General features: G+C 38.2%; 17 protein-coding genes and 4 tRNA genes. 18 read left to right on the plus strand and 3 right to left on the minus strand.

All coding sequences use genetic code 11. From position 1 onward, the window contains the following. Positions 1-225 precede the first annotated feature (225 nt). The 9 genes from I6758_RS14060 (at position 226) to I6758_RS14100 (ending at position 8,822) form a co-directional block, all read left to right on the plus strand. Positions 226-1,461 (plus strand): DUF445 domain-containing protein, encoded by a 1,236-nt coding sequence (locus tag I6758_RS14060; RefSeq protein ID WP_196605828.1) that lies wholly within the window; start codon positions 226-228, stop codon positions 1,459-1,461. Then, positions 1,461-2,720, plus strand: a complete 1,260-nt coding sequence (locus I6758_RS14065) for a DUF445 family protein (protein ID WP_196605829.1) — start codon at positions 1,461-1,463, stop codon at positions 2,718-2,720. Before I6758_RS14060 ends, I6758_RS14065 begins: the two co-directional genes overlap by 1 nt. Positions 2,721-2,827: 107 nt before the next feature. Continuing rightward, positions 2,828-4,027, plus strand: a complete 1,200-nt coding sequence (locus tag I6758_RS14070) for a saccharopine dehydrogenase family protein (protein ID WP_196605830.1) — start codon at positions 2,828-2,830, stop codon at positions 4,025-4,027. A gap of 159 nt (positions 4,028-4,186) precedes the next feature. Further along, positions 4,187-5,338 (plus strand): carboxynorspermidine decarboxylase, encoded by a 1,152-nt coding sequence (nspC, locus tag I6758_RS14075; protein ID WP_196605831.1) that lies wholly within the window; start codon positions 4,187-4,189, stop codon positions 5,336-5,338. Further along, entirely contained in the window at positions 5,310-6,182 is an 873-nt protein-coding gene (locus I6758_RS14080; protein WP_196605832.1) for a hypothetical protein, read from the plus strand. The genes nspC and I6758_RS14080 overlap by 29 nt, the downstream gene beginning before the upstream one ends. Continuing rightward, positions 6,154-6,462 carry a hypothetical protein gene (locus I6758_RS14085; RefSeq protein ID WP_196605833.1) on the plus strand — a complete coding sequence of 103 codons (309 nt, stop codon included), beginning with the start codon at positions 6,154-6,156 and terminating at the stop codon, positions 6,460-6,462. The genes I6758_RS14080 and I6758_RS14085 overlap by 29 nt, the downstream gene beginning before the upstream one ends. A gap of 336 nt (positions 6,463-6,798) precedes the next feature. Further along, a complete protein-coding gene (gene lexA / locus I6758_RS14090; protein WP_196605834.1) occupies positions 6,799-7,413 on the plus strand; it encodes a transcriptional repressor LexA in 615 nt (204 codons plus the stop codon). 41 nt (positions 7,414-7,454) lie between these two features. Then, a complete protein-coding gene (locus I6758_RS14095) occupies positions 7,455-7,790 on the plus strand; it encodes a hypothetical protein (RefSeq protein WP_196605835.1) in 336 nt (111 codons plus the stop codon). A 429-nt stretch (positions 7,791-8,219) separates the two neighbouring features. After that, a complete protein-coding gene (locus I6758_RS14100; RefSeq protein WP_231038687.1) occupies positions 8,220-8,822 on the plus strand; it encodes a TetR/AcrR family transcriptional regulator in 603 nt (200 codons plus the stop codon). Positions 8,823-8,902: 80 nt separating this feature from the next. Here I6758_RS14100 and I6758_RS14105 read toward each other — a convergent pair whose 3' ends face one another. Genes I6758_RS14105 through I6758_RS14115 form a run of 3 tightly spaced genes read right to left on the minus strand, consistent with a single transcriptional unit; the run spans position 8,903 to position 12,540 of the window. Further along, positions 8,903-10,813 carry a PTS fructose transporter subunit IIABC gene (locus I6758_RS14105; protein ID WP_196605837.1) on the minus strand — a complete coding sequence of 637 codons (1,911 nt, stop codon included), beginning with the start codon at positions 10,811-10,813 and terminating at the stop codon, positions 8,903-8,905. 20 nt (positions 10,814-10,833) lie between these two features. After that, positions 10,834-11,745 carry a 1-phosphofructokinase gene (gene pfkB, locus I6758_RS14110; protein WP_196605838.1) on the minus strand — a complete coding sequence of 304 codons (912 nt, stop codon included), beginning with the start codon at positions 11,743-11,745 and terminating at the stop codon, positions 10,834-10,836. 54 nt (positions 11,746-11,799) lie between these two features. Next, a complete protein-coding gene (locus I6758_RS14115) occupies positions 11,800-12,540 on the minus strand; it encodes a DeoR/GlpR family DNA-binding transcription regulator (protein WP_196605839.1) in 741 nt (246 codons plus the stop codon). 209 nt (positions 12,541-12,749) lie between these two features. Between I6758_RS14115 and I6758_RS14120 the strand changes: the two genes are divergently transcribed. The 9 genes from I6758_RS14120 (at position 12,750) to I6758_RS14160 (ending at position 18,087) form a co-directional block, all read left to right on the plus strand. Beyond that, on the plus strand, positions 12,750-12,989 hold the full coding sequence (locus I6758_RS14120; protein WP_196605840.1) for a hypothetical protein: 240 nt from the start codon (positions 12,750-12,752) through the stop codon (positions 12,987-12,989). 337 nt (positions 12,990-13,326) lie between these two features. After that, positions 13,327-14,127: an HD domain-containing protein gene (locus I6758_RS14125; RefSeq protein WP_231038688.1), complete on the plus strand. Its 801-nt coding sequence runs from the start codon at positions 13,327-13,329 to the stop codon at positions 14,125-14,127. A gap of 133 nt (positions 14,128-14,260) precedes the next feature. Then, positions 14,261-15,937 (plus strand): glutamine--tRNA ligase/YqeY domain fusion protein, encoded by a 1,677-nt coding sequence (locus tag I6758_RS14130; protein ID WP_196605842.1) that lies wholly within the window; start codon positions 14,261-14,263, stop codon positions 15,935-15,937. Between the two features lie 105 nt (positions 15,938-16,042). After that, a tRNA-Asn gene (locus tag I6758_RS14135) sits at positions 16,043-16,118 on the plus strand. 9 nt (positions 16,119-16,127) lie between these two features. Continuing rightward, positions 16,128-16,203 (plus strand) — tRNA-Asn (locus I6758_RS14140). A 9-nt stretch (positions 16,204-16,212) separates the two neighbouring features. After that, positions 16,213-16,288: transfer RNA gene (locus tag I6758_RS14145), tRNA-Asn, on the plus strand. Between the two features lie 5 nt (positions 16,289-16,293). Continuing rightward, positions 16,294-16,370 (plus strand) — tRNA-Ile (locus I6758_RS14150). Positions 16,371-16,550: 180 nt separating this feature from the next. Then, the gene (locus tag I6758_RS14155) at positions 16,551-17,486 is read left to right on the plus strand and encodes a DUF2156 domain-containing protein (RefSeq protein WP_196605843.1); all 936 of its coding nucleotides are present in this window, start codon (positions 16,551-16,553) and stop codon (positions 17,484-17,486) included. A 157-nt stretch (positions 17,487-17,643) separates the two neighbouring features. Beyond that, the gene (locus tag I6758_RS14160) at positions 17,644-18,087 is read left to right on the plus strand and encodes a DUF1934 domain-containing protein (protein ID WP_196605844.1); all 444 of its coding nucleotides are present in this window, start codon (positions 17,644-17,646) and stop codon (positions 18,085-18,087) included. Positions 18,088-18,095 lie beyond the last annotated feature (8 nt).

An 18,095-nucleotide genomic window follows, 5' to 3' on the forward strand; every position in this document is an offset into this window, starting at 1 on the left:
TATTTATGGATAATCTTTATTAATATTATACATTATAAGAAAAGTTTTTACAAGATTATATAAGCAATAATTTAAAATATTTTATATTGAATTTTACAAATATATCTTTAATTGCTATCAAAAGATAAATTATTGATTTTGAAGTAAATATACTCAATCTGCCTGCTCCGATTTTTAAGAATGTGGTAAAATATAGTATATAATATATTTTATTGAGGGGAAAAAATGAATAGAAAGTCACAGGCTACTATTGTTTTAATAGTAATGATCGCAGGCACATTGCTTTCACTGAACGCCGATGGGTTCACAGGTGGAATCATTCATAATGGATTTCTGGCGGCTATGATCGGCGGGCTGGCTGATTGGTTTGCTATTACGGCAATTTTTAAAAAACCATTGGGGATTTCATGGAGGACGGCTATTCTGCCGCGTAACCGTCAGCGCATAATGGATGAGATAATTACATTTATTGGCGAAGATTTATTAAATACTTCAAATATAATGAAAGATATAGTTCAGTATGATATGTCAAAAATGTTTATAGTTTATCTTGAAAAGCTTGGCGGAAGAAATAGATTGAAGAAAGTAATCGAACCTATTTTCATAAATCTTTTCCAAAATATTAACAGTGACAGCCTGGCTTTTGCTATTGAAAAAGCAATAAAAAAGAATGGGCAGAAAAACATATTGAAGGATATTTTAATACAGACTGTATCGCATTTAGGGGATGCAGATGTTTATGCAAAGCTGACACATGTTTTTCATGGATTAGTCATAAAGATATTGGATGATGAGAACACAAGGGCTGTTTTTGAGCCTGTGGTGCATGAAATAAAGGAAGAGTATAAGGAAGGCTCCACACTTCGTGAAATGATAATAGCTATGTTTGATCTGAGCGATGAGAATTTGATTAATATTATAAAAAATAAGCTGGCAGTCACGGCAGAAAATCTTAAAAATTATGATAGTCAGGAATACAAGGCACTTTTTGCCTGGCTTCAGGGAGTACTTGAAGAATTACCACAAAATGAAAAGTTTAATAAAATTCTTGAAGATGTAGAAAATCAGGCAATAAGCAATGCAGATATAGCCGGCTGGACAAAAAAATATATTGATATATATACAAATGATGATAATAATGTCATATATTTGCTTGAAATCGCAAACAAAGCGTTTGACAGTGCTGTTAATAAATTTATAAGTGATGAGTCTGCCCAGAAAACTTTTGATCGCTGGGTCAAGGAAAAGCTTAGTGCCTTTGTCACGAAAAGTTCACCTTTTATCTTGCAGATAATAAGAGATAAACTAAATAATTATTCCACAGATTCTTTTATTGCATTGGTCGAAAGCCATATAAGCAGTGATCTGCAAATGATCCGCATCAATGGCTCATTAGTGGGAGGTTTGGCGGGAATGCTGCTCTATGTTTTGACTTATTTCGCGGAAAGGATGTTTAGTTGATGCATAAATTCAATCGGGCTGATAAAACTTTACTGGCAGCAGCCTGCTTTTTTGTAATTGCTCTGTTGATCAAAGTAAGGTATCCGGGGGTTATTGCCAAAGGTTTTTTATTTTGTGTGGAAGCTGCATTGGTAGGTGGTATAGCCGACTGGTTTGCTGTATCGGCACTTTTTAAAAAACCTTTGGGGATACCATGGCATACGGCAATTTTGACAAAACGCAGACAGGCATTTACAGAGGCGACAATTCGTCTTGTGCAAAAACAGTTTTTTGCTAAAAAGATAATCTTTCAAAGAATTAAAATGCTTAATGCCCCTGAAAAAATTATACAATGGCTGGATAGCGCCGAACAAAAGAAGATATTTGCCGAAAAAACAGCATTTGTTATTTTTCAGAAGGCAGCGCAGCTGGATATCGGTATTACGGCTGATAAATTGGCTTTATTTTTGGACAGCAATATGGGTGTAGTTTTGAGCATAGATAAATATTGCAACAAGTGGCTTGAAGGAAATGAATGGAAAAAATTATTCATAAAAAATCTGGCATCTTTCGCAGAGGAAAAGTTTTCCGATGATGCGGGATTGGTGTATATAGAAAAAGCATTGGAACAATTTGAAAATGAAAAATTAAAATCGGGAACATCTTCATTCTGGCTTTCGCTGGGAGGAATTTTAGATGTCATAAATAATGAAGAATGTGCCAAATTGATTCAAAAGAAACTGCTGGTATTATCAGAACAGCTGTCAGATGAACAGAGCCGTGTATATAAAGACATTATGTCTGTTGTTGACAAGTCTGTAAAGGAAATGATCACAGAAAAAGCATGGAAGGAAACCATAGCCGTTTTCCAGAAAAAAATATTGGATGCAGGTATGACGGAGAAATTGGTTTTAGCCTATATGAATGATATAAAAGGGCAGCTGTCCGATCCTTCCAGAAATACTGAACTGAAAAAAAGCGTTACAATGTTGGCGGCGGAAGAAATAGAAAAATGTTTTGCTGTGATACACAATAATAAAAATATGAGAGAGCTTATTGATTCACTTATAAATGATATGCTGAATCGGTCTGCCCTGCAGGCTCAAAGTATGGTCGGCGACATAGTGAGGCGTGCTCTCAACAATATGAGTGATGAACAGTTGAACGATATTGTTCACTCTAAGATAAATGTTGATCTTATCTGGATACGAATGAATGGATCTATTGTAGGCGGAGGAATAGGGTTTTTATTGTTTGTATTTATGGAAGTAATAAAATAAGTCGATGTATTTTGTAAATATTAATGTAATTATTGAACTAGCTAAATACAAACAATACTTTTTTTGCTATACTATATGAAGTATTAAAGAAAAGGGAGGCTCCTTTCATGGGAAAAGCACTGATTATCGGCTGTGGCGGTGTAGCGAGCGTAGCTATTCATAAATGCTGCCAAAATAGCGAGATTTTTGATGATATTATGATTGCCAGCCGTACAAAAAGTAAATGTGATGCGTTAAAACAAAAGCTCGACGGTGGAAAAACAAAAATTTCTACTGCACAGGTGGATGCTGATTCTACGGAACAGCTGATAAACTTAATAAATGAGTACAATCCTGATATAGTTCTGAATCTGGCGCTGCCATATCAAGATTTATCAATAATGGATGCCTGTTTGGCTACAAAAAAACATTATGTAGATACGGCAAACTATGAACCTCCGGAAACGGCCAAGTTTGAATATAAATGGCAGTGGGCATATCGTGATAAATTTGAAGCTGCAGGTATAACCGCGCTTTTGGGAAGCGGATTTGATCCTGGAGTAACAAGTGTATTCAGCGCATATGCATTGAAGCATCATTTTGATGAAATTAATTACATAGATATTTTGGATTGCAATGGCGGTGACCATGGTTACCCGTTTGCCACTAATTTCAATCCGGAAATAAATATCAGAGAAGTTACTGCAAATGGGAGTTATTGGGAAAATGGAACGTGGGTAGAAACAAAACCCATGCAGATAAAAAGGAGTTATGATTTTGCTGAAGTCGGCAAAAAAGATATGTATTTATTGCATCATGAAGAGCTTGAATCTTTAGGATCGAACATAAAAGGAATAAAGCGCATTCGTTTTTTTATGACGTTTGGCGAAAGTTATCTTACACATCTGATCTGTCTGCAGAACGTGGGGATGACATCGATTGAACCAATAGAATTTGAAGGGAAACAGATAATTCCCCTGCAATTTTTGAAAGCTGTGCTCCCCGATCCGGCAAGTCTTGGACCGCGTACTGTCGGTAAAACGAATATAGGCTGTATTTTTACAGGAATTAAGGATGGCAGAGAAAAGAATTATTATCTTTATAATATATGTGACCATCAAGAGTGCTATAAAGAAGTGGGATCGCAGGCTGTTTCCTATACGACAGGTGTGCCGGCAATGATCGGAACAATGCTTGTCATGAACGGTGAATGGCAAAAACCGGGAGTATACAATGTCGAAGAATTTGATCCCGATCCGTTTATGGCTGCTCTTAATAAATGGGGTCTTCCATGGAAAGAAAGCTTTGATCCTGTTTTGGTTGATTGAAATAAAGGCATGTCTTCCCAGAAGACGAATTTTGTTAATTTAATAGCTTGGACAGGGCATTTTTTATTGACTGACGAAAACAGTGATAAAGGATGCCCTTTCAGCAGTGTATTTATAATATTTTCGATTGCACCATGACAAAAATTTCGGTAAAGGATGATGAGCGTTCTGGATAAGATAATAATTGAGGCGGCACAAAAATTACCGACACCATGCTATATAATATCAGAAGAACTGCTGGAAAAAAATTTATTACAGCTTGCTGAAATAGAAAAAAAAGCCGGCTGTAAAATATTGCTGGCCCAAAAGGCTTTTTCAATGTTTTATTTTTATCCGCTTATTGCAAAATATCTGGCGGGAAGTACCTCCAGCGGATTGCATGAGGCAAAGCTGGCACATGAGTATATGGCAGGTGAAAATCATATATTTTCGCCCGCATATGACAGCAGGAGCTTTGAAGAAATAACCTCTATATGCAATCATATAGTTTTTAATTCTTTTTCTCAATGGAAAAGATTCGGCAAAGAAGCTCTGGCGGCAGGCTGTGACTGCGGACTGCGCATTAATCCATGCTTTTCTACTCAGGAACATGCTATTTATGATCCATGTTCGCCTGGGTCCAGACTGGGAATCACTGTCGATAAATTTGAGGGAGAATACCTGGAGGGAATAAACGGACTGCACTTTCATACTTTATGTGAACAAGGAGCTGAAGACCTTGAGGCGACTCTTGCAGTGGTTGAAAAGGACTTTGGCATATATCTCAAGCATATGAAATGGGTGAATTTAGGCGGTGGTCACTTGATTACCAAGAAGGGGTACAATATAGATTTACTCGTTGATTTGATCAAAAATTTGCGCACAAAATACAATGTCGAAGTGTATCTTGAGCCGGGGGAAGCTGTAGCGCTTAATGCGGGATTCTTAAGTGCAGCTATCCTTGAGATAGTGGAAAATGGTAAACATACGGCTATTTTGGATGCATCGGCTGCATGTCATATGCCTGATGTAATAGAGATGCCATATCGTCCTGATGCACTGGGAAGTGATATGCCGGGGAAAAAGGGATACACGTATACATTAGGCGGGGCTACCTGCCTTGCGGGTGATGTTATAGGTGACTACTCATTCGACAAGCCGCTGGTAATCGGTCAAAAAATTATTTTTTGTGATATGGCTATTTATTCCATGGTAAAAAATAATACATTTAATGGAATGCCTTTGCCCTCAATAGCTGTTATCAGGAAAAACGGACAAATAGAAATTGTGAAGAGTTTTGGATATGATGATTTCAAAAAACGTCTCTCTTGAGAAAACGAGCAATAACTGGATAGCGGCGATTAGTTTGGCGGTATCAGCAATCATTTTGCTTTTTCTGTCAGAAAGTTCGGCCTCAGCTGAGATCCGTCTTCCCGAGCTGGAAACACCGGCTATCCATATACCCAGTGTACCTGCCGTTCCGTCACCGCAAATGCCGGAAATTAAGAGCATTGGCATAGATACCGATAAAATCGCTAATGAAATAGATGAGCATGCCAAAGCTGCAGATAAGGATAATAAAAAAGCGCAGGGTAATTCAGAACTGAAAAATAATGAGAAAAATACTGCGCCGGATAAAATACGTGATAATAAATATATCAAACGAGATGCTGCATCTAAGAAAGATGATAGATATGCCGATGACAGCAGTGATAAAAATAAGGAAACGGACGCATCGTCTTCCGGTACGGATCCGGTTGAAAACGAGCAGGAAAATAAACAGGAGGAGGGAGTGACGGCACAGCAGCTTTTGACTGCTGATTTTTCTGCGGTGATGTTTTATATTTTCAGCAGAACGGCTTTTATAGCAATAGTTTTATGGCTGGCGTTTTTGCAGGTGGCGAAAAAATTACCGGTGCTTCTGGAAACTTTTTCATTTGCATTGATGAATATTTTTGCCGGAGCTTTTTATTTTCCTATGGCGGGGCGATTGGACGGAGAGAAGCTCGATTTTTATAACAAAGTAATTAATAATAATGATTTTCTGCTGATAATGGGAGCTTTTGCGGTCTGCTCTGTGGTAATAGCCGGAATGGCGGGAGCCCTAATAATATTTTTGCAGAATGTAAACAGAGGAGGTAATTCAAATGGGAAAAATACCAAAAAATTTATCTGATTCGGCTATGTTTAAGGACTATAAGGAAAACAAAAAAGAAAAATCACTGTTCGATATAGCAAAAGAATTTGATGATGCAGATACAGTGAAGTCTCACGCTGCAAAAAAAGACGATAGTTATATGGATAAATATCTGACTGATGCTTTAAATAAAGAATTGCTCAAATTAAAGCTGGACTTGTACAAGGATGGTATAATCGACTATCAAATAAAAATTGGCAGAGAGGGAAATAAAATAGTACTTTATCCGTCAGTTAAAAAAATAATAGGATTTGAATAAATTGCAATCAGGCTGGTTTGTTTTTTTGCCAGGCTGAAGGGATATATTTCCTTCCCTTTTGGCAGGGGGCTATACAGGCTGCTATGGCTGTGTAACGTGCTAATACTCTTAAATCCCTGGCCTTTATAATGCGGCTGTATCCTAAATGTTTCATAAAATAATACCTCCATTTTAGTTTTCTTAAAAATAAAGTTCGGTTTTCTTTATAAGACGATAATACATCATACCAAAAAATTTGGCAAGGTGTTTTTCAACTTTATGAATTTTGTACTGGATGTTTGAGTTGATTTTTCCGAACAAATTAAGTATACTAAATAAAAAATGGAGGTTTAAACTATGACAGATTTTGCCGAGAAATTGCGTGAATATATGGATGCGACAGAAATAAGCCAGACTAAATTGTCCAGGATTACTGGAATAAATAAATCTTCTATATGCGAATATTTGTCTGGAAGCTACGAGCCTAAGCAAAAAAATGTTTTAAAGATAGCAGCTGCACTCAATATACCCCCAGAATATTTTTGGGGAATGAAAATTGTATCATCAGAAAAAAAAGGAAATACGGCCAGCGTAAAAAAAGTTCCTTTGATAGGCAGTATAGCTGCCGGGAAACCTATCCTGGCAGTACAGGATTTTGATGAATATATTCCATGCAGTGATTTTGTAAAAGCGGATTTTTGTCTTCGTGTTGCCGGGGACAGTATGATAAATGCCAGAATTTATGATGGAGATATTGTTTTTATTCATGAACAAGCGGATGTGAACGACGGAGAAATAGCAGCGGTGCTTGTTGACGACAGCGCCACCCTGAAACGCATTTATAAATATGGAAATATGATTCAGCTGCGTGCTGAAAACCCAAAATACAAACCAATGGAATTTAATCAGGGAAATTGCAGTGATGTCCGCATTCTTGGTAAGGCCGTGGCTTTATTGGGGCGGGTCCTTTAAATTGTTGAAAACTGATAGTTGATAGGAGCGGATGACCGGAAATGGGCAATATAGAAGAATTTAATCAAAATAAGATGTTTAAAAAGTATACTAATGCTTGTGTCTGCAATGTTAAGGCAGCGGTCAGACTCTATGACGAGAAACAGGATCCGTCTTTTCCGCCGCTGCTGGCTTACTTATGCCAGGGACATGCATGCGCCAAGCAGATTCAGCTCTTGGCAGGATTGACAGAAATAAATCAATATGATGATTTTTATGCTGCATTTATATTATTGAACAATACATTTATGCGCTTTGCCTCTACCGGACACAATGAAGATGATATCCACAGTATATATGATGCATTTATGAGGACGTTCAGCAAACTGAATCAATAATCAATAAGTTCTTGATAGCGTATCAATCTTTTTGCTTCTGTGGATTTTATTGCACTGCAGGTGATTAAGAAAGCTGTCTGACATATCTTTCTGTGATAATGAACCGAAACTTTGTATAAGGTTTTGGTTTATTTTTATTTTCAGAAGAATTTTTGAGGATTATCTTTTATTGACGCTTATATTAAGGTATTGCAATAATGTACTTATTAAAGGAGGCTCCGAAAAAATCCTGCGCTGTATTCTGCATTAAATGACAGCATATTAATACAATGTTTGAGAAATATGTTTTTTTTCGGTATAATAATTTAATATAAATCTCTTATAGAAATGAAGCCGGCTTATGATTTTATATCCACATTAATTTTTCCATGTTTTCAAAACGGACAGGGAGAAAAATCCGGAATAGAAGAATTATTGATAGGGAGTATAATGGTGAAAGAAAAATTGACGAAACGGGAAACAAAAAAGATTCAGTCGAAGAAAAGCATAATCGAAGCAGCCACTAAATTATTTGCCGAAAAGGGACTGTCAGAGACTTCCATTGCTGATATAATGAAGGAGTCCAAGCTGGGTTTGGGAACTTTCTACAATTATTTTGAATCTAAGGAAGCTTTGCTTAAAGAACTTTTGAATCAAATGGCGGAAGACATCCGTACTTCCTTTGCCTTTATTTCACAAACACGAGAAACTTATACGGAAATATTAGAATCTGTTGTTGTTCAAACAGCTTCAGTATTGGACAAAAATCGTTTTGTGCTTCCCTTGTTTATTAAAGCAGCCGATAAAAGTGCATTACCTCCGGAATCGGAGCACGAAACAGGGGCCGCTCCTCTGTTTAAGTATATTTTTGACGGCATCATAAAAAAAGGGCAGGAAAATAAGGAATTTCGTGATGATATACCTGCCGGGATAGTTACGGAAATGTTTCATTCTATTTTTCAGGCAGCATCTTTCAGCAGTCTGCCTATAGATTTCTGCGATAATGTTCACTATAAGGTGATGGTAATAATAGACGGTTTAAAAGTAAAATAGAGCTGTAAAATAATTAAGAGCTGCAGGCGTTAATGCCCGCAGCTCTTAATTATTTTTGCAGTATGAAGAAATATATAAAGTTATTTGAGCGGTTTTTTCAGAACTGCTAAAATAGCCATGGAGATCAAAGAACCGATAAGGATGGCGACGAGATACATGACGGGATTGCCTATGGTCGGCACAACAAAAATACCACCATGCGGAGCTCTGAGAGTGCAGTCAAAAGCCATCGATAAAGCTCCTGCCGCAGCAGAACCTACTATGCAGGCCGGGATAACGCGGAGCGGGTCACTGGCGGCGAAAGGAATAGCGCCTTCTGTAATAAATGATAACCCCATTACGTAATTGCCCACAGCAGATTTACGTTCATTATCCGTAAAGCGATTTTTGAAGAAGGTACTGCATAGGGCAATAGCCAGGGGCGGTACCATACCACCAGCCATAACAGCGGCCATTATGCCGTATTCTCCGCTTGCCAGCATACCTGTGCCTATTACATATGCGGCTTTATTTACAGGACCGCCCATGTCTACGGACATCATGCCGCCAAGTATAGCACCGATAAGAACACGGCTGTTTGTATCCATATTTTTCAGTGTTTCAATAAGCCATGAATTGATGCCGCTTACCGGTGGATTGATTATGAAGGTTATGACAATTCCCATGAGAAGGACACCGAAAAGCGGATAGATAAGAATAGTTTTTATACCCTCAAGAGAGTGGGGAAGTGCCGCACATATTTTTTTCAGGCCAATAATTATATAACCGGCAATAAAACCTGCTATTAAAGCACCAAGAAAGCCTGAACCGCCCGAATTAGCCATAGCACCGCCGACGAAGCCGGCAACAAGTCCTGGGCGGTCTGCTATGCTCATAGCTATGAAACCGGACAAAACGGGTAGCATAAAACCAAATGATACACCGCCTACACTTTTGAAAAATGCGGCCAGCGGGGTGTTGGAACCAAAATTAGAAGGATTTGCGGGATCAAACGGATCGACAAGAAATGCCAGAGCTATCAAAATCCCACCGCCGACGACAAAAGGAAGCATATGGGAAACACCGTTCATCAGATGTTTATAAATCTGGCGCCCAAAAGTTTCTGTTTCATTTTCAGCAATCGCTTCTTCATTTTTTGCGGCATTGTGCTGATAAAGAGGGACATTGCCGCTCAAAGCTTTGTCTAAAAGTTCATCGGCTTTATTAATACCATTTGCTACTTTGGTAATAAGAACAGGACGCCCGTTGAATCTGGACATTGGCACGTTTTTGTCCGCGGCTACTATAATACATTTTGCATTTTTTATTTCTTCGCTTGTAAGTCCGTTTTTGGTGCCGCCTGAACCTTCTGTTTCTACTTTTATGGTAATGCTGCGTTTTTTTGCATGCTGTTCAAGGCTTTCAGCGGCCATATATGTGTGTGCTATACCGGTAGGACAAGCTGTTACAGCCAATATATCATACTGAGAAGCGGTTCCTTTTGCTGCTGTAGCGGAAGGAATACTGTCCGCAGTGCTGTTTTCTGCGGAAAAACGGTCGGCTTCTTTTTCATCGATCAGCTTCAAAAATTTATCGGGTGTTTCGGCAGCTATGAGAGCTTCTTTAAAATCGCTGTCCATCAGCATTGTAGCCAAAGCACTGAGCATCTGAAGATGTTCGTCATTGGCGGAATCGGGAGCGGCAATCAGAAAGAATAAACGGGCCGGGCGATTGTCCATAGATTCAAAATCTATTCCGTCTTTTACTACCATTGCGGCGAGTCCTGCTTTTTTTACTGCGGGACTTTTAGCATGGGGCGTGGCAATACCATCTCCCAGACCGGTGGTGCCGGATTCTTCGCGGGTGAAAACAGCTTTTTTGTAAAGCTCCTTATCGGCAAGAATACCGGTGCTGTCCATAAGATCGACCAGAATGTTGATGGCGTCTTTTTTGTCTGTTGGACGGGCGTTGAGCAGTATCCCGTCTTTTTTCAATAAATCAGTAATATGCATAATCTAGCTCCTTTTTATATTTAAATAGTTATTTGTTTCATCAAAGTATCTACTTCTTCCATTACCGCAAGATTTTCGGAAAAAGCAGAAGCTGAGCCGGCTGCTATTCCCATACGGAAAGCCGTTTTATAATCAGCGGATGAAAGATAGCCCGCCAAAAAACCGGCAACCATTGAATCACCGGCACCCACAGAATTTATCAATGTTCCGGTGGGAGCGGCGCAGGACATACAATCACCTTTTTCAGTGAGCAAAATAGCTCCGTCACCGCCACGGGAAATCAAAATATTACGTGCGCCGCGCTGCTGTAATATTCTGGCATGCTCAATCAATGCTTCTGGTGTGGTCAGTGTTTTGCCGAACATACCGCCTAATTCATGATTATTCGGTTTTATCAGAAAAGGTTTATATTCCAGTACATTGAGAAGTAATTTTCCTTCGGCATCCACTACAAAATTTACATTCTTATGATAAAGGCGCTCTAATATTCTTTCATAGATATTATTAGGAAGAGTATTTGGTATACTGCCGGCTAAAACAAGATAATCACCATTTTGCAGTTTATCCAGCTTGGCAAAAAGCGCATCAATGGATTGCTGAGGTATATTCGGTCCCTGGCCGTTGACTTCGGTCTCTGAGTCGGCTTTGATTTTTACGTTTATTCTGGTGTTGCCTGCTGATAAATGGATGAAATCACAACTGCAGTTAAATTCATTTTTCATCTGCCGTTCTATTTCCTCACCGGTAAAACCTGCTGTAAATCCAGAAGCGATACTTGAGACGCCAAGATTTTTGAGTACTATTGATACATTTATGCCCTTGCCGCCACAGAGTATTTTTTCATATTTAAGACGGTTGATGGTACCTGTTTTGAATGAATCAAGTCTTACAATATAGTCTAATGAAGGATTGAATGTGACTGTATATATCATGAGAAACTCCTTTGTTTAATTTACAGAATATTTTTATACTATTATTGTGTCTGATCAATCAGCCAGAATAATTTTATATTTTTCATAGGTATCATCAGGGCGTTTGTCAGTTATAATTGAAGCCGCTCCAAGAGCAGAAAAGTTAACAGGTGTTATTTTGCCGAACTTCGAACTGTCCGCTAAAATATAGGCTTTTTTACAATGTTTTATAGCAGCTTCTTTTATCATGGCCTCTTCGGCAGTGGGCGTTGTAAAACCGGCTACCAGGCTGATGCCGTTGGTGCCGAAAAAACCAACGGTGAAATTGTATCTTTGAATATTGGCTATCGCCAGAGCACCAACGGCAGCATAGGTAACAGCCTTCATATTGCCGCCGATTATTATTGTTTCAAAACCGCGATTCATCAGCTGCACTGCATGAGAAGCATCATTGGTGACGTATACGGCATTTCTTTCCCTGAGCTGTTTTATAAGAAGTCCGGTCGTCGTTCCGGCGTCTATATAAACAACATCATTCATTTTTATCAACTGTGCGGCTTTAGCTGCAATAGCCATTTTCTGTTCAGTATTGACACTTTCTCTGACCTGAACTTTATCTTCGGTTGTTAAGTAACTCTCAGGAGACATTGCACCGCCATATATTTTCACAAGGACACCTTTGCCATGCAATATATTAATATCCCGTCTTACAGTTGCTTCGGAAGCTTTCAAAATTTTTGATAATTCGGTAACACTTACCGAATGACTCTGCTTTAGAAGCTGCAATATTTTATTGTGTCTTTGCGCTGCCAGCATATGATTTTCCTCTTTTTATTTAAATTATATACACACAATAAATCAAAGTCAATCAAAATAAATCAAAATAAGTATTTAAAATGATCGAGTGTGATTATTAACAAATTATAAACAATTTACATCTGTACAATGTATTTGAAATATTATATAATAGTAAATATATATTTAGACAGCCTTTTATACCTGCTGAACATTAATGAGGTGATTTGATGGCGATAAGGCGAGTTGTAGTAGACCGAAGAGATAGTGCGATCTATCGGGATGTCTTGAAAAGAGGAGGGTTTATTTCGGCTAGTTATTTATCAATCAATGGTTTTGATGCTATGAGGTTAAAAAAATTGGCTTTGCAGGGAAGACTTGATGCTATACGGTGTGCCATCGGTAAATCTGTACGGTGGTATTATCAGGAAAATCAAGCTGAATTGGCTCATCTAAAGGGAGAAGTCTAACACAAAAAATTATTGCTGTAAACTATGAGGTCGGCTTATGCCGATCTTTTTTTTACCTGTTTTTAATGAAGTGAAGGTTGCAGTAATATCAAGGAAAATAAAATTGTCAAATAGTTTATGAAAGTTTCTTTGCCTGGAACTACAAAAAATATACGATTTTTGATATAATTTAACGGATATAGTTATTAAAAAAGGGAAAAATGCATCTGTCTCTTACTGATTCATAAATATGTTATAATGTATATAGATATATTGATAAATTAAAGCCTGAGCAGAGTAAAGCAGGATGTTACCGATTCTATCGGTAAAATTTATATTATTATTTTAGGAAATAATGATGAATAAAATTAACGAACTAGAGCAATACTGCCTGAAAAAAGAAGAATGGATGAACGGTTATATAAAATCTTTTTATAGCAAGGACAAAAATGTGCAGGAAGGCATATTGATAAAGGAGGAGCATACGAGAAAAGTCGCTGCCATAGCTTATTCTCTGGCAGTTCATCTGCAGATGAATGAGCATGATGCCCTATTGGCCAGAATCATAGGTCTTTTTCATGACATAGGCCGTTTCAAACAATTTAGCATATATAAAACATTTAACGATGCTCAGTCAGAAAATCACGCGCTGCTTGGGTTGAAAATACTGAAAGAGCAGAGACTGCTCGGCGAATTGACTGAAACTGATCAGACTTTAATTGAATTTGCTGTTAAAAATCACAATGCAAAACAAGTGGAACCAACAGAAGACAGGCGTTATCTCTTTTTTGCAAGACTTATCAGAGATGCAGATAAACTTGATATTTTCAGAGTGCTTCAACCGTATTTGACAACAGATGATGTTGAACCCTGCAGCAAGACCTTTATCGGTCAGTTTAAGAATGGCGGTCAATGTGACTACAGTATGATCAGAACGCAGAATGACAGGAAACTTGTACGATTGCTGTGGATATATGATGTGAATTTTTCATGGACACTGGATAAAATAGTGTCACAGGGATATGTAGCAGAAATAGTAAAAAGTCTGCCCCAGACAGAGGATATGAAAAAAGGATTTGCTTTGCTGAAAAAATATATTATGCATAAGCTGCAATATGAGGATAAGCCTTTTTGCTATAGAGATGAAAAAACTCAATGAACTATGCTGCAAAAGATTGAATTGCTGTGAAAAATGAACAAACTATAGGGATGAAATGCCTGTTTTGCATATAATCATAGTTTGCTTCATTTAATGTAATTTTTAAAAAATAATTTTTAATGAGGGATATTTGATGCCGGAAAATGTAAACCTTTTGCCCAATTTTATTCACAATGCTATAGACGATGATTTGAAAAATGGTAAATATGCTGATGGAATACATACTAGATTTCCGCCTGAACCAAATGGTTATCTGCATATCGGTCATGCTAAATCAATATGCATAAATTTTGGCACTGCACAGAAATACAACGGACAGTGTAATCTTCGTTTCGATGATACAAATCCGACAAAAGAGGATGTAGAGTATGTTGATTCTATTCAGGAAGATGTCAAATGGCTGGGATTTACCTGGGATGACCGCATGTTTTATGCATCGGATTATTTTGATAAATTATATGATTTTGCTGTGGAATTGATAAAGCGCGGCAAGGCATATGTGTGTGATCTTACCGCGGATGAAATACGGCAGTATCGTGGAACATTGACAGAGGCCGGAACAGAAAGTCCTTATCGCGGCCGCAGCATTGAAGAAAATATAGATTTGTTCGAACGTATGAAAAAGGGAGATTTTGCTGACGGGCAGAAGGTACTGCGCGCCAAGATCGATATGGCATCGCCCAATATAACTATGCGTGACCCTGTTATTTACAGGATATCACATACGCGCCATCATCGTACCGGTGATAAATGGTGCATTTATCCGATGTATGATTTTGCTCATCCATTATCTGATGCTATTGAAAAAGTTACTCATTCAATATGCACTTTGGAATTTGAAGAGCATCGTCCTCTTTATGACTGGCTCTTGGAAAATCTGGGCTTTGACAGTAACAGCAGGCCGCGGCAGATTGAATTTGCCCGTTTGAATCTGACTAACATGGTCATGAGCAAACGTAAATTGCGTCAGCTGGTAGAAAGCGGCTGCGTATCCGGCTGGGACGACCCGCGCATGCCGACTATTTCGGGTTTTAGACGCAGGGGTTATACCGCTGAATCTATCCGCAGTTTTTGCGAACTTATAGGTGTCGCTAAAAGCAACAGTCTTGTAGATATAGCTATGCTGGAACATTGTGTCCGAGAAGACCTGAATAAACGTGCAGATAGGATAATGGCGGTTCTCGATCCCATAAAGGTAATAATAACAAATTATCCGGAGGGCAAATGTGAGTATTTATCTGCTGAAAATAAACCTGACAGCAGCGCAGCCAGATATGTTCCTTTTTCGCGGGAGATTTATATAGAACGGAGCGATTTTATGGAAAGTGCTCCGAAGAAGTTTTTCCGTCTGAAACCGGACGGTGAAGTGCGTTTGAAATATGCGTATATTATAAAATGCACCGATATTGTAAAAGACGCAGACGGTAATATAATTCAGATAAATTGCACTTATGATCCGGATTCTAAACGGGGAGGCTCCACAGCAGGAAGAAAAGTAAAAGGAACGCTTCACTGGGTACCGCTTGACGGATGTCTGAATGCAGAAGTTCGTCTGTATGATTATCTTCTGAATAATGATGAGAATGCTGAACAGACAGATTTTATGAAAGAGCTGAATCCGGCTTCGCTTACGGTTTTGCAAAATTGCAAAATTGAACCGGCTGCCGCATGGGCTGCACCGGGAACAAAGTATCAGTTCTTGCGGCAGGGGTATTTTTGCGTTGATAAGGATTCAGCAAAGGGTAATTTGGTTTTTAATCGTGTTGTTGGACTGCGTGACAGCTGGGCAAAAACTGTAAATAAAAAATAAAAATGAACTGTGTTATTGATATTTTAATAATTACTTGTTAAGAAAGACAAAAAAACAGTTGACAGCGATACAAGATTTGAGTATAATATTCTTCGTTGGCAACATTCCTCGATAGCTCAGTTGGTAGAGCAATCGGCTGTTAACCGATCGGTCGTAGGTTCGAGTCCTACTCGAGGAGCCAATCGAATATTCCTTGATAGCTCAGCTGGTAGAGCAATCGGCTGTTAACCGATCGGTCGTAGGTTCGAGTCCTACTCAAGGAGCCAATTTAATATTCCTTGATAGCTCAGTTGGTAGAGCAATCGGCTGTTAACCGATCGGTCGTAGGTTCGAGTCCTACTCAAGGAGCCATTTACGGGCCTCTAGCTCAGTTGGTTAGAGCCACCGGCTCATAACCGGTTGGTCGCAGGTTCGAGTCCTGCGGGGCCCACCAACGTCGAAATGAATGCAAAGCATCTGCTTTGCATTTTTTTGTTTGTATATTATAGATGGTTTGCGCTTTTTGTTAATAACTGCTATACTACTTAACAAATAATCATTATATACTATTGGAGTATTAATTATGTTGCCGCAAAAAAATCATCTTTATCGGCTGTATTCAGAATAAAATCGAATGAGATATTTGTATAGTATTATTTGGGAGGTCGTCATTATCAATTTTCAAAAATTGAAACAGGAAGATAAATCTGTTTTTGATTCGTTTTTCAAGGCAGATTACTATGAAAACTCGCATTTTACATTTACAAATTTATTTATGTGGCGTAAGCCATACAATATGGAGTGGTGTGTAGAAAATGGTGTGTTGTTTTTAAAGGCAAAATGGGAAACTGATGAGTTTGCTCTTCAACCTTTCGGGCCTCAGGAAAAAATGCAATGGGCCATAAAAAATCTGTCGGAGTATTTTACTTCTATAGGTAAACCTCTTATTTTTTATGGCTTGGAAAAACGAATGGCAGATGAACTGGAAAAATTTTCTGCTGCCAAATTTAATATAATTGCTGATGAGGATAATTTTGATTATGTATACAGCAGCGAAGATTTAATCGAATTAAAGGGAAGAAAATTTCATTCCAAAAAGAATCATTTGAATAATTTTCGCAAGAATTATCCGAACGCCGAATATATTCCTATTACTGATGAGGTAATAACATTATGTAAACTTACTGTGAACGGCTGGTATAAAAACCGCAGTCAGGATATGCCGGATGATCCTTTCATAGCAGCTGAGCGGGATGCTATAATTGAGGTTTTGAATAATTTTGCCGATCTTTCGTTAAAAGGCGGAGCCGTTATTAATAATGGGCGTATTATCGCTTTTACGTTCGGTGAGCAGCTCAATACGGATACGGCCGTTATCCACGTGGAAAAAGCAGATCCCGATATTAACGGCGCTTACACTTTCATTAATCAGGCTTTTGTTTTGAATGAATGGAAGAATATGAAATTTATAAACAGAGAAGAAGATATGGGGATAGAAGGTCTGAGAAAGGCAAAGGAATCCTATCGGCCTGTAAAAATGATAAATAAATATAATGCGGAAATAAAATAATTGACCTTGCGGTCAAAAATAATATTAAGCTGATGCTGCTGAAGCATTGGCTTTTTTATTGGCAGGACATTAATTGAGCCGATTTTAATAATTAGTTATTGGCAATTGTGTTCCATTACGCTATAATAGCTTTATATGTTTGCAAGAAGGAGCCGAAATGGAGAGAGTTATTTTAAAAGTGGAGGGGTCGCAAACTGATGCATTGGGAGAGATAACAAATTTAGAGTTTGTTTCTGAAGGTCAATGCTACCACAAAAACGGAATGAGTTATGTGTTGTATGATGAAGTCAGTTCAAGCGGCATGCAGGGCACAAAAACTCTTTTGAAGATTGCTGATGATTCTATAAGACTTGTACGCAAAGGGAAGATAGAACATGAGCAGTTTTTTTCGAGTGGGTTAAAAAGCGCCAGCCGCTATAAAACTCCTTATGGGGAAATAAAGATATCCGTACATACAAAAAAACTGGACATAGATAAGGGCTTCATATCCAGCAGCATACACGTTTTTTATGAAATGGCAATAGATGGCAAATGGCAAAGTGACAATGAACTTCATATCGAAATTACAGCAGCAGATAAAACGAGCAAATATTTAAATTGATTTTAGGG

The sequence above is a fragment of the Pectinatus haikarae genome (assembly GCF_015732185.1).
Taxonomy (GTDB): Bacteria; Bacillota; Negativicutes; order Selenomonadales; family Selenomonadaceae; genus Pectinatus; species Pectinatus haikarae.

Excerpts from the sequence above, each read along its gene's own strand:
- I6758_RS14060 (WP_196605828.1), top strand. The coding sequence starts at position 226 with ATGAATAGAAAGTCACAGGCTACTATTGTTTTAATAGTAATGATCGCA.
- I6758_RS14065 (WP_196605829.1), top strand. The coding sequence starts at position 1,461 with ATGCATAAATTCAATCGGGCTGATAAAACTTTACTGGCAGCAGCCTGC.
- I6758_RS14070 (WP_196605830.1), top strand. The coding sequence starts at position 2,828 with ATGGGAAAAGCACTGATTATCGGCTGTGGCGGTGTAGCGAGCGTAGCT.
- nspC (WP_196605831.1), top strand. The coding sequence starts at position 4,187 with ATGAGCGTTCTGGATAAGATAATAATTGAGGCGGCACAAAAATTACCG.
- I6758_RS14080 (WP_196605832.1), top strand. The coding sequence starts at position 5,310 with ATGATGATTTCAAAAAACGTCTCTCTTGAGAAAACGAGCAATAACTGG.
- I6758_RS14085 (WP_196605833.1), top strand. The coding sequence starts at position 6,154 with ATGGGAAAAATACCAAAAAATTTATCTGATTCGGCTATGTTTAAGGAC.
- lexA (WP_196605834.1), top strand. The coding sequence starts at position 6,799 with ATGACAGATTTTGCCGAGAAATTGCGTGAATATATGGATGCGACAGAA.
- I6758_RS14095 (WP_196605835.1), top strand. The coding sequence starts at position 7,455 with ATGGGCAATATAGAAGAATTTAATCAAAATAAGATGTTTAAAAAGTAT.
- I6758_RS14100 (WP_231038687.1), top strand. The coding sequence starts at position 8,220 with ATGGTGAAAGAAAAATTGACGAAACGGGAAACAAAAAAGATTCAGTCG.
- I6758_RS14105 (WP_196605837.1), bottom strand. The coding sequence starts at position 10,813 with ATGCATATTACTGATTTATTGAAAAAAGACGGGATACTGCTCAACGCC.
- pfkB (WP_196605838.1), bottom strand. The coding sequence starts at position 11,745 with ATGATATATACAGTCACATTCAATCCTTCATTAGACTATATTGTAAGA.
- I6758_RS14115 (WP_196605839.1), bottom strand. The coding sequence starts at position 12,540 with ATGCTGGCAGCGCAAAGACACAATAAAATATTGCAGCTTCTAAAGCAG.
- I6758_RS14120 (WP_196605840.1), top strand. The coding sequence starts at position 12,750 with ATGGCGATAAGGCGAGTTGTAGTAGACCGAAGAGATAGTGCGATCTAT.
- I6758_RS14125 (WP_231038688.1), top strand. The coding sequence starts at position 13,327 with ATGAATAAAATTAACGAACTAGAGCAATACTGCCTGAAAAAAGAAGAA.
- I6758_RS14130 (WP_196605842.1), top strand. The coding sequence starts at position 14,261 with ATGCCGGAAAATGTAAACCTTTTGCCCAATTTTATTCACAATGCTATA.
- I6758_RS14155 (WP_196605843.1), top strand. The coding sequence starts at position 16,551 with ATGAGATATTTGTATAGTATTATTTGGGAGGTCGTCATTATCAATTTT.
- I6758_RS14160 (WP_196605844.1), top strand. The coding sequence starts at position 17,644 with ATGGAGAGAGTTATTTTAAAAGTGGAGGGGTCGCAAACTGATGCATTG.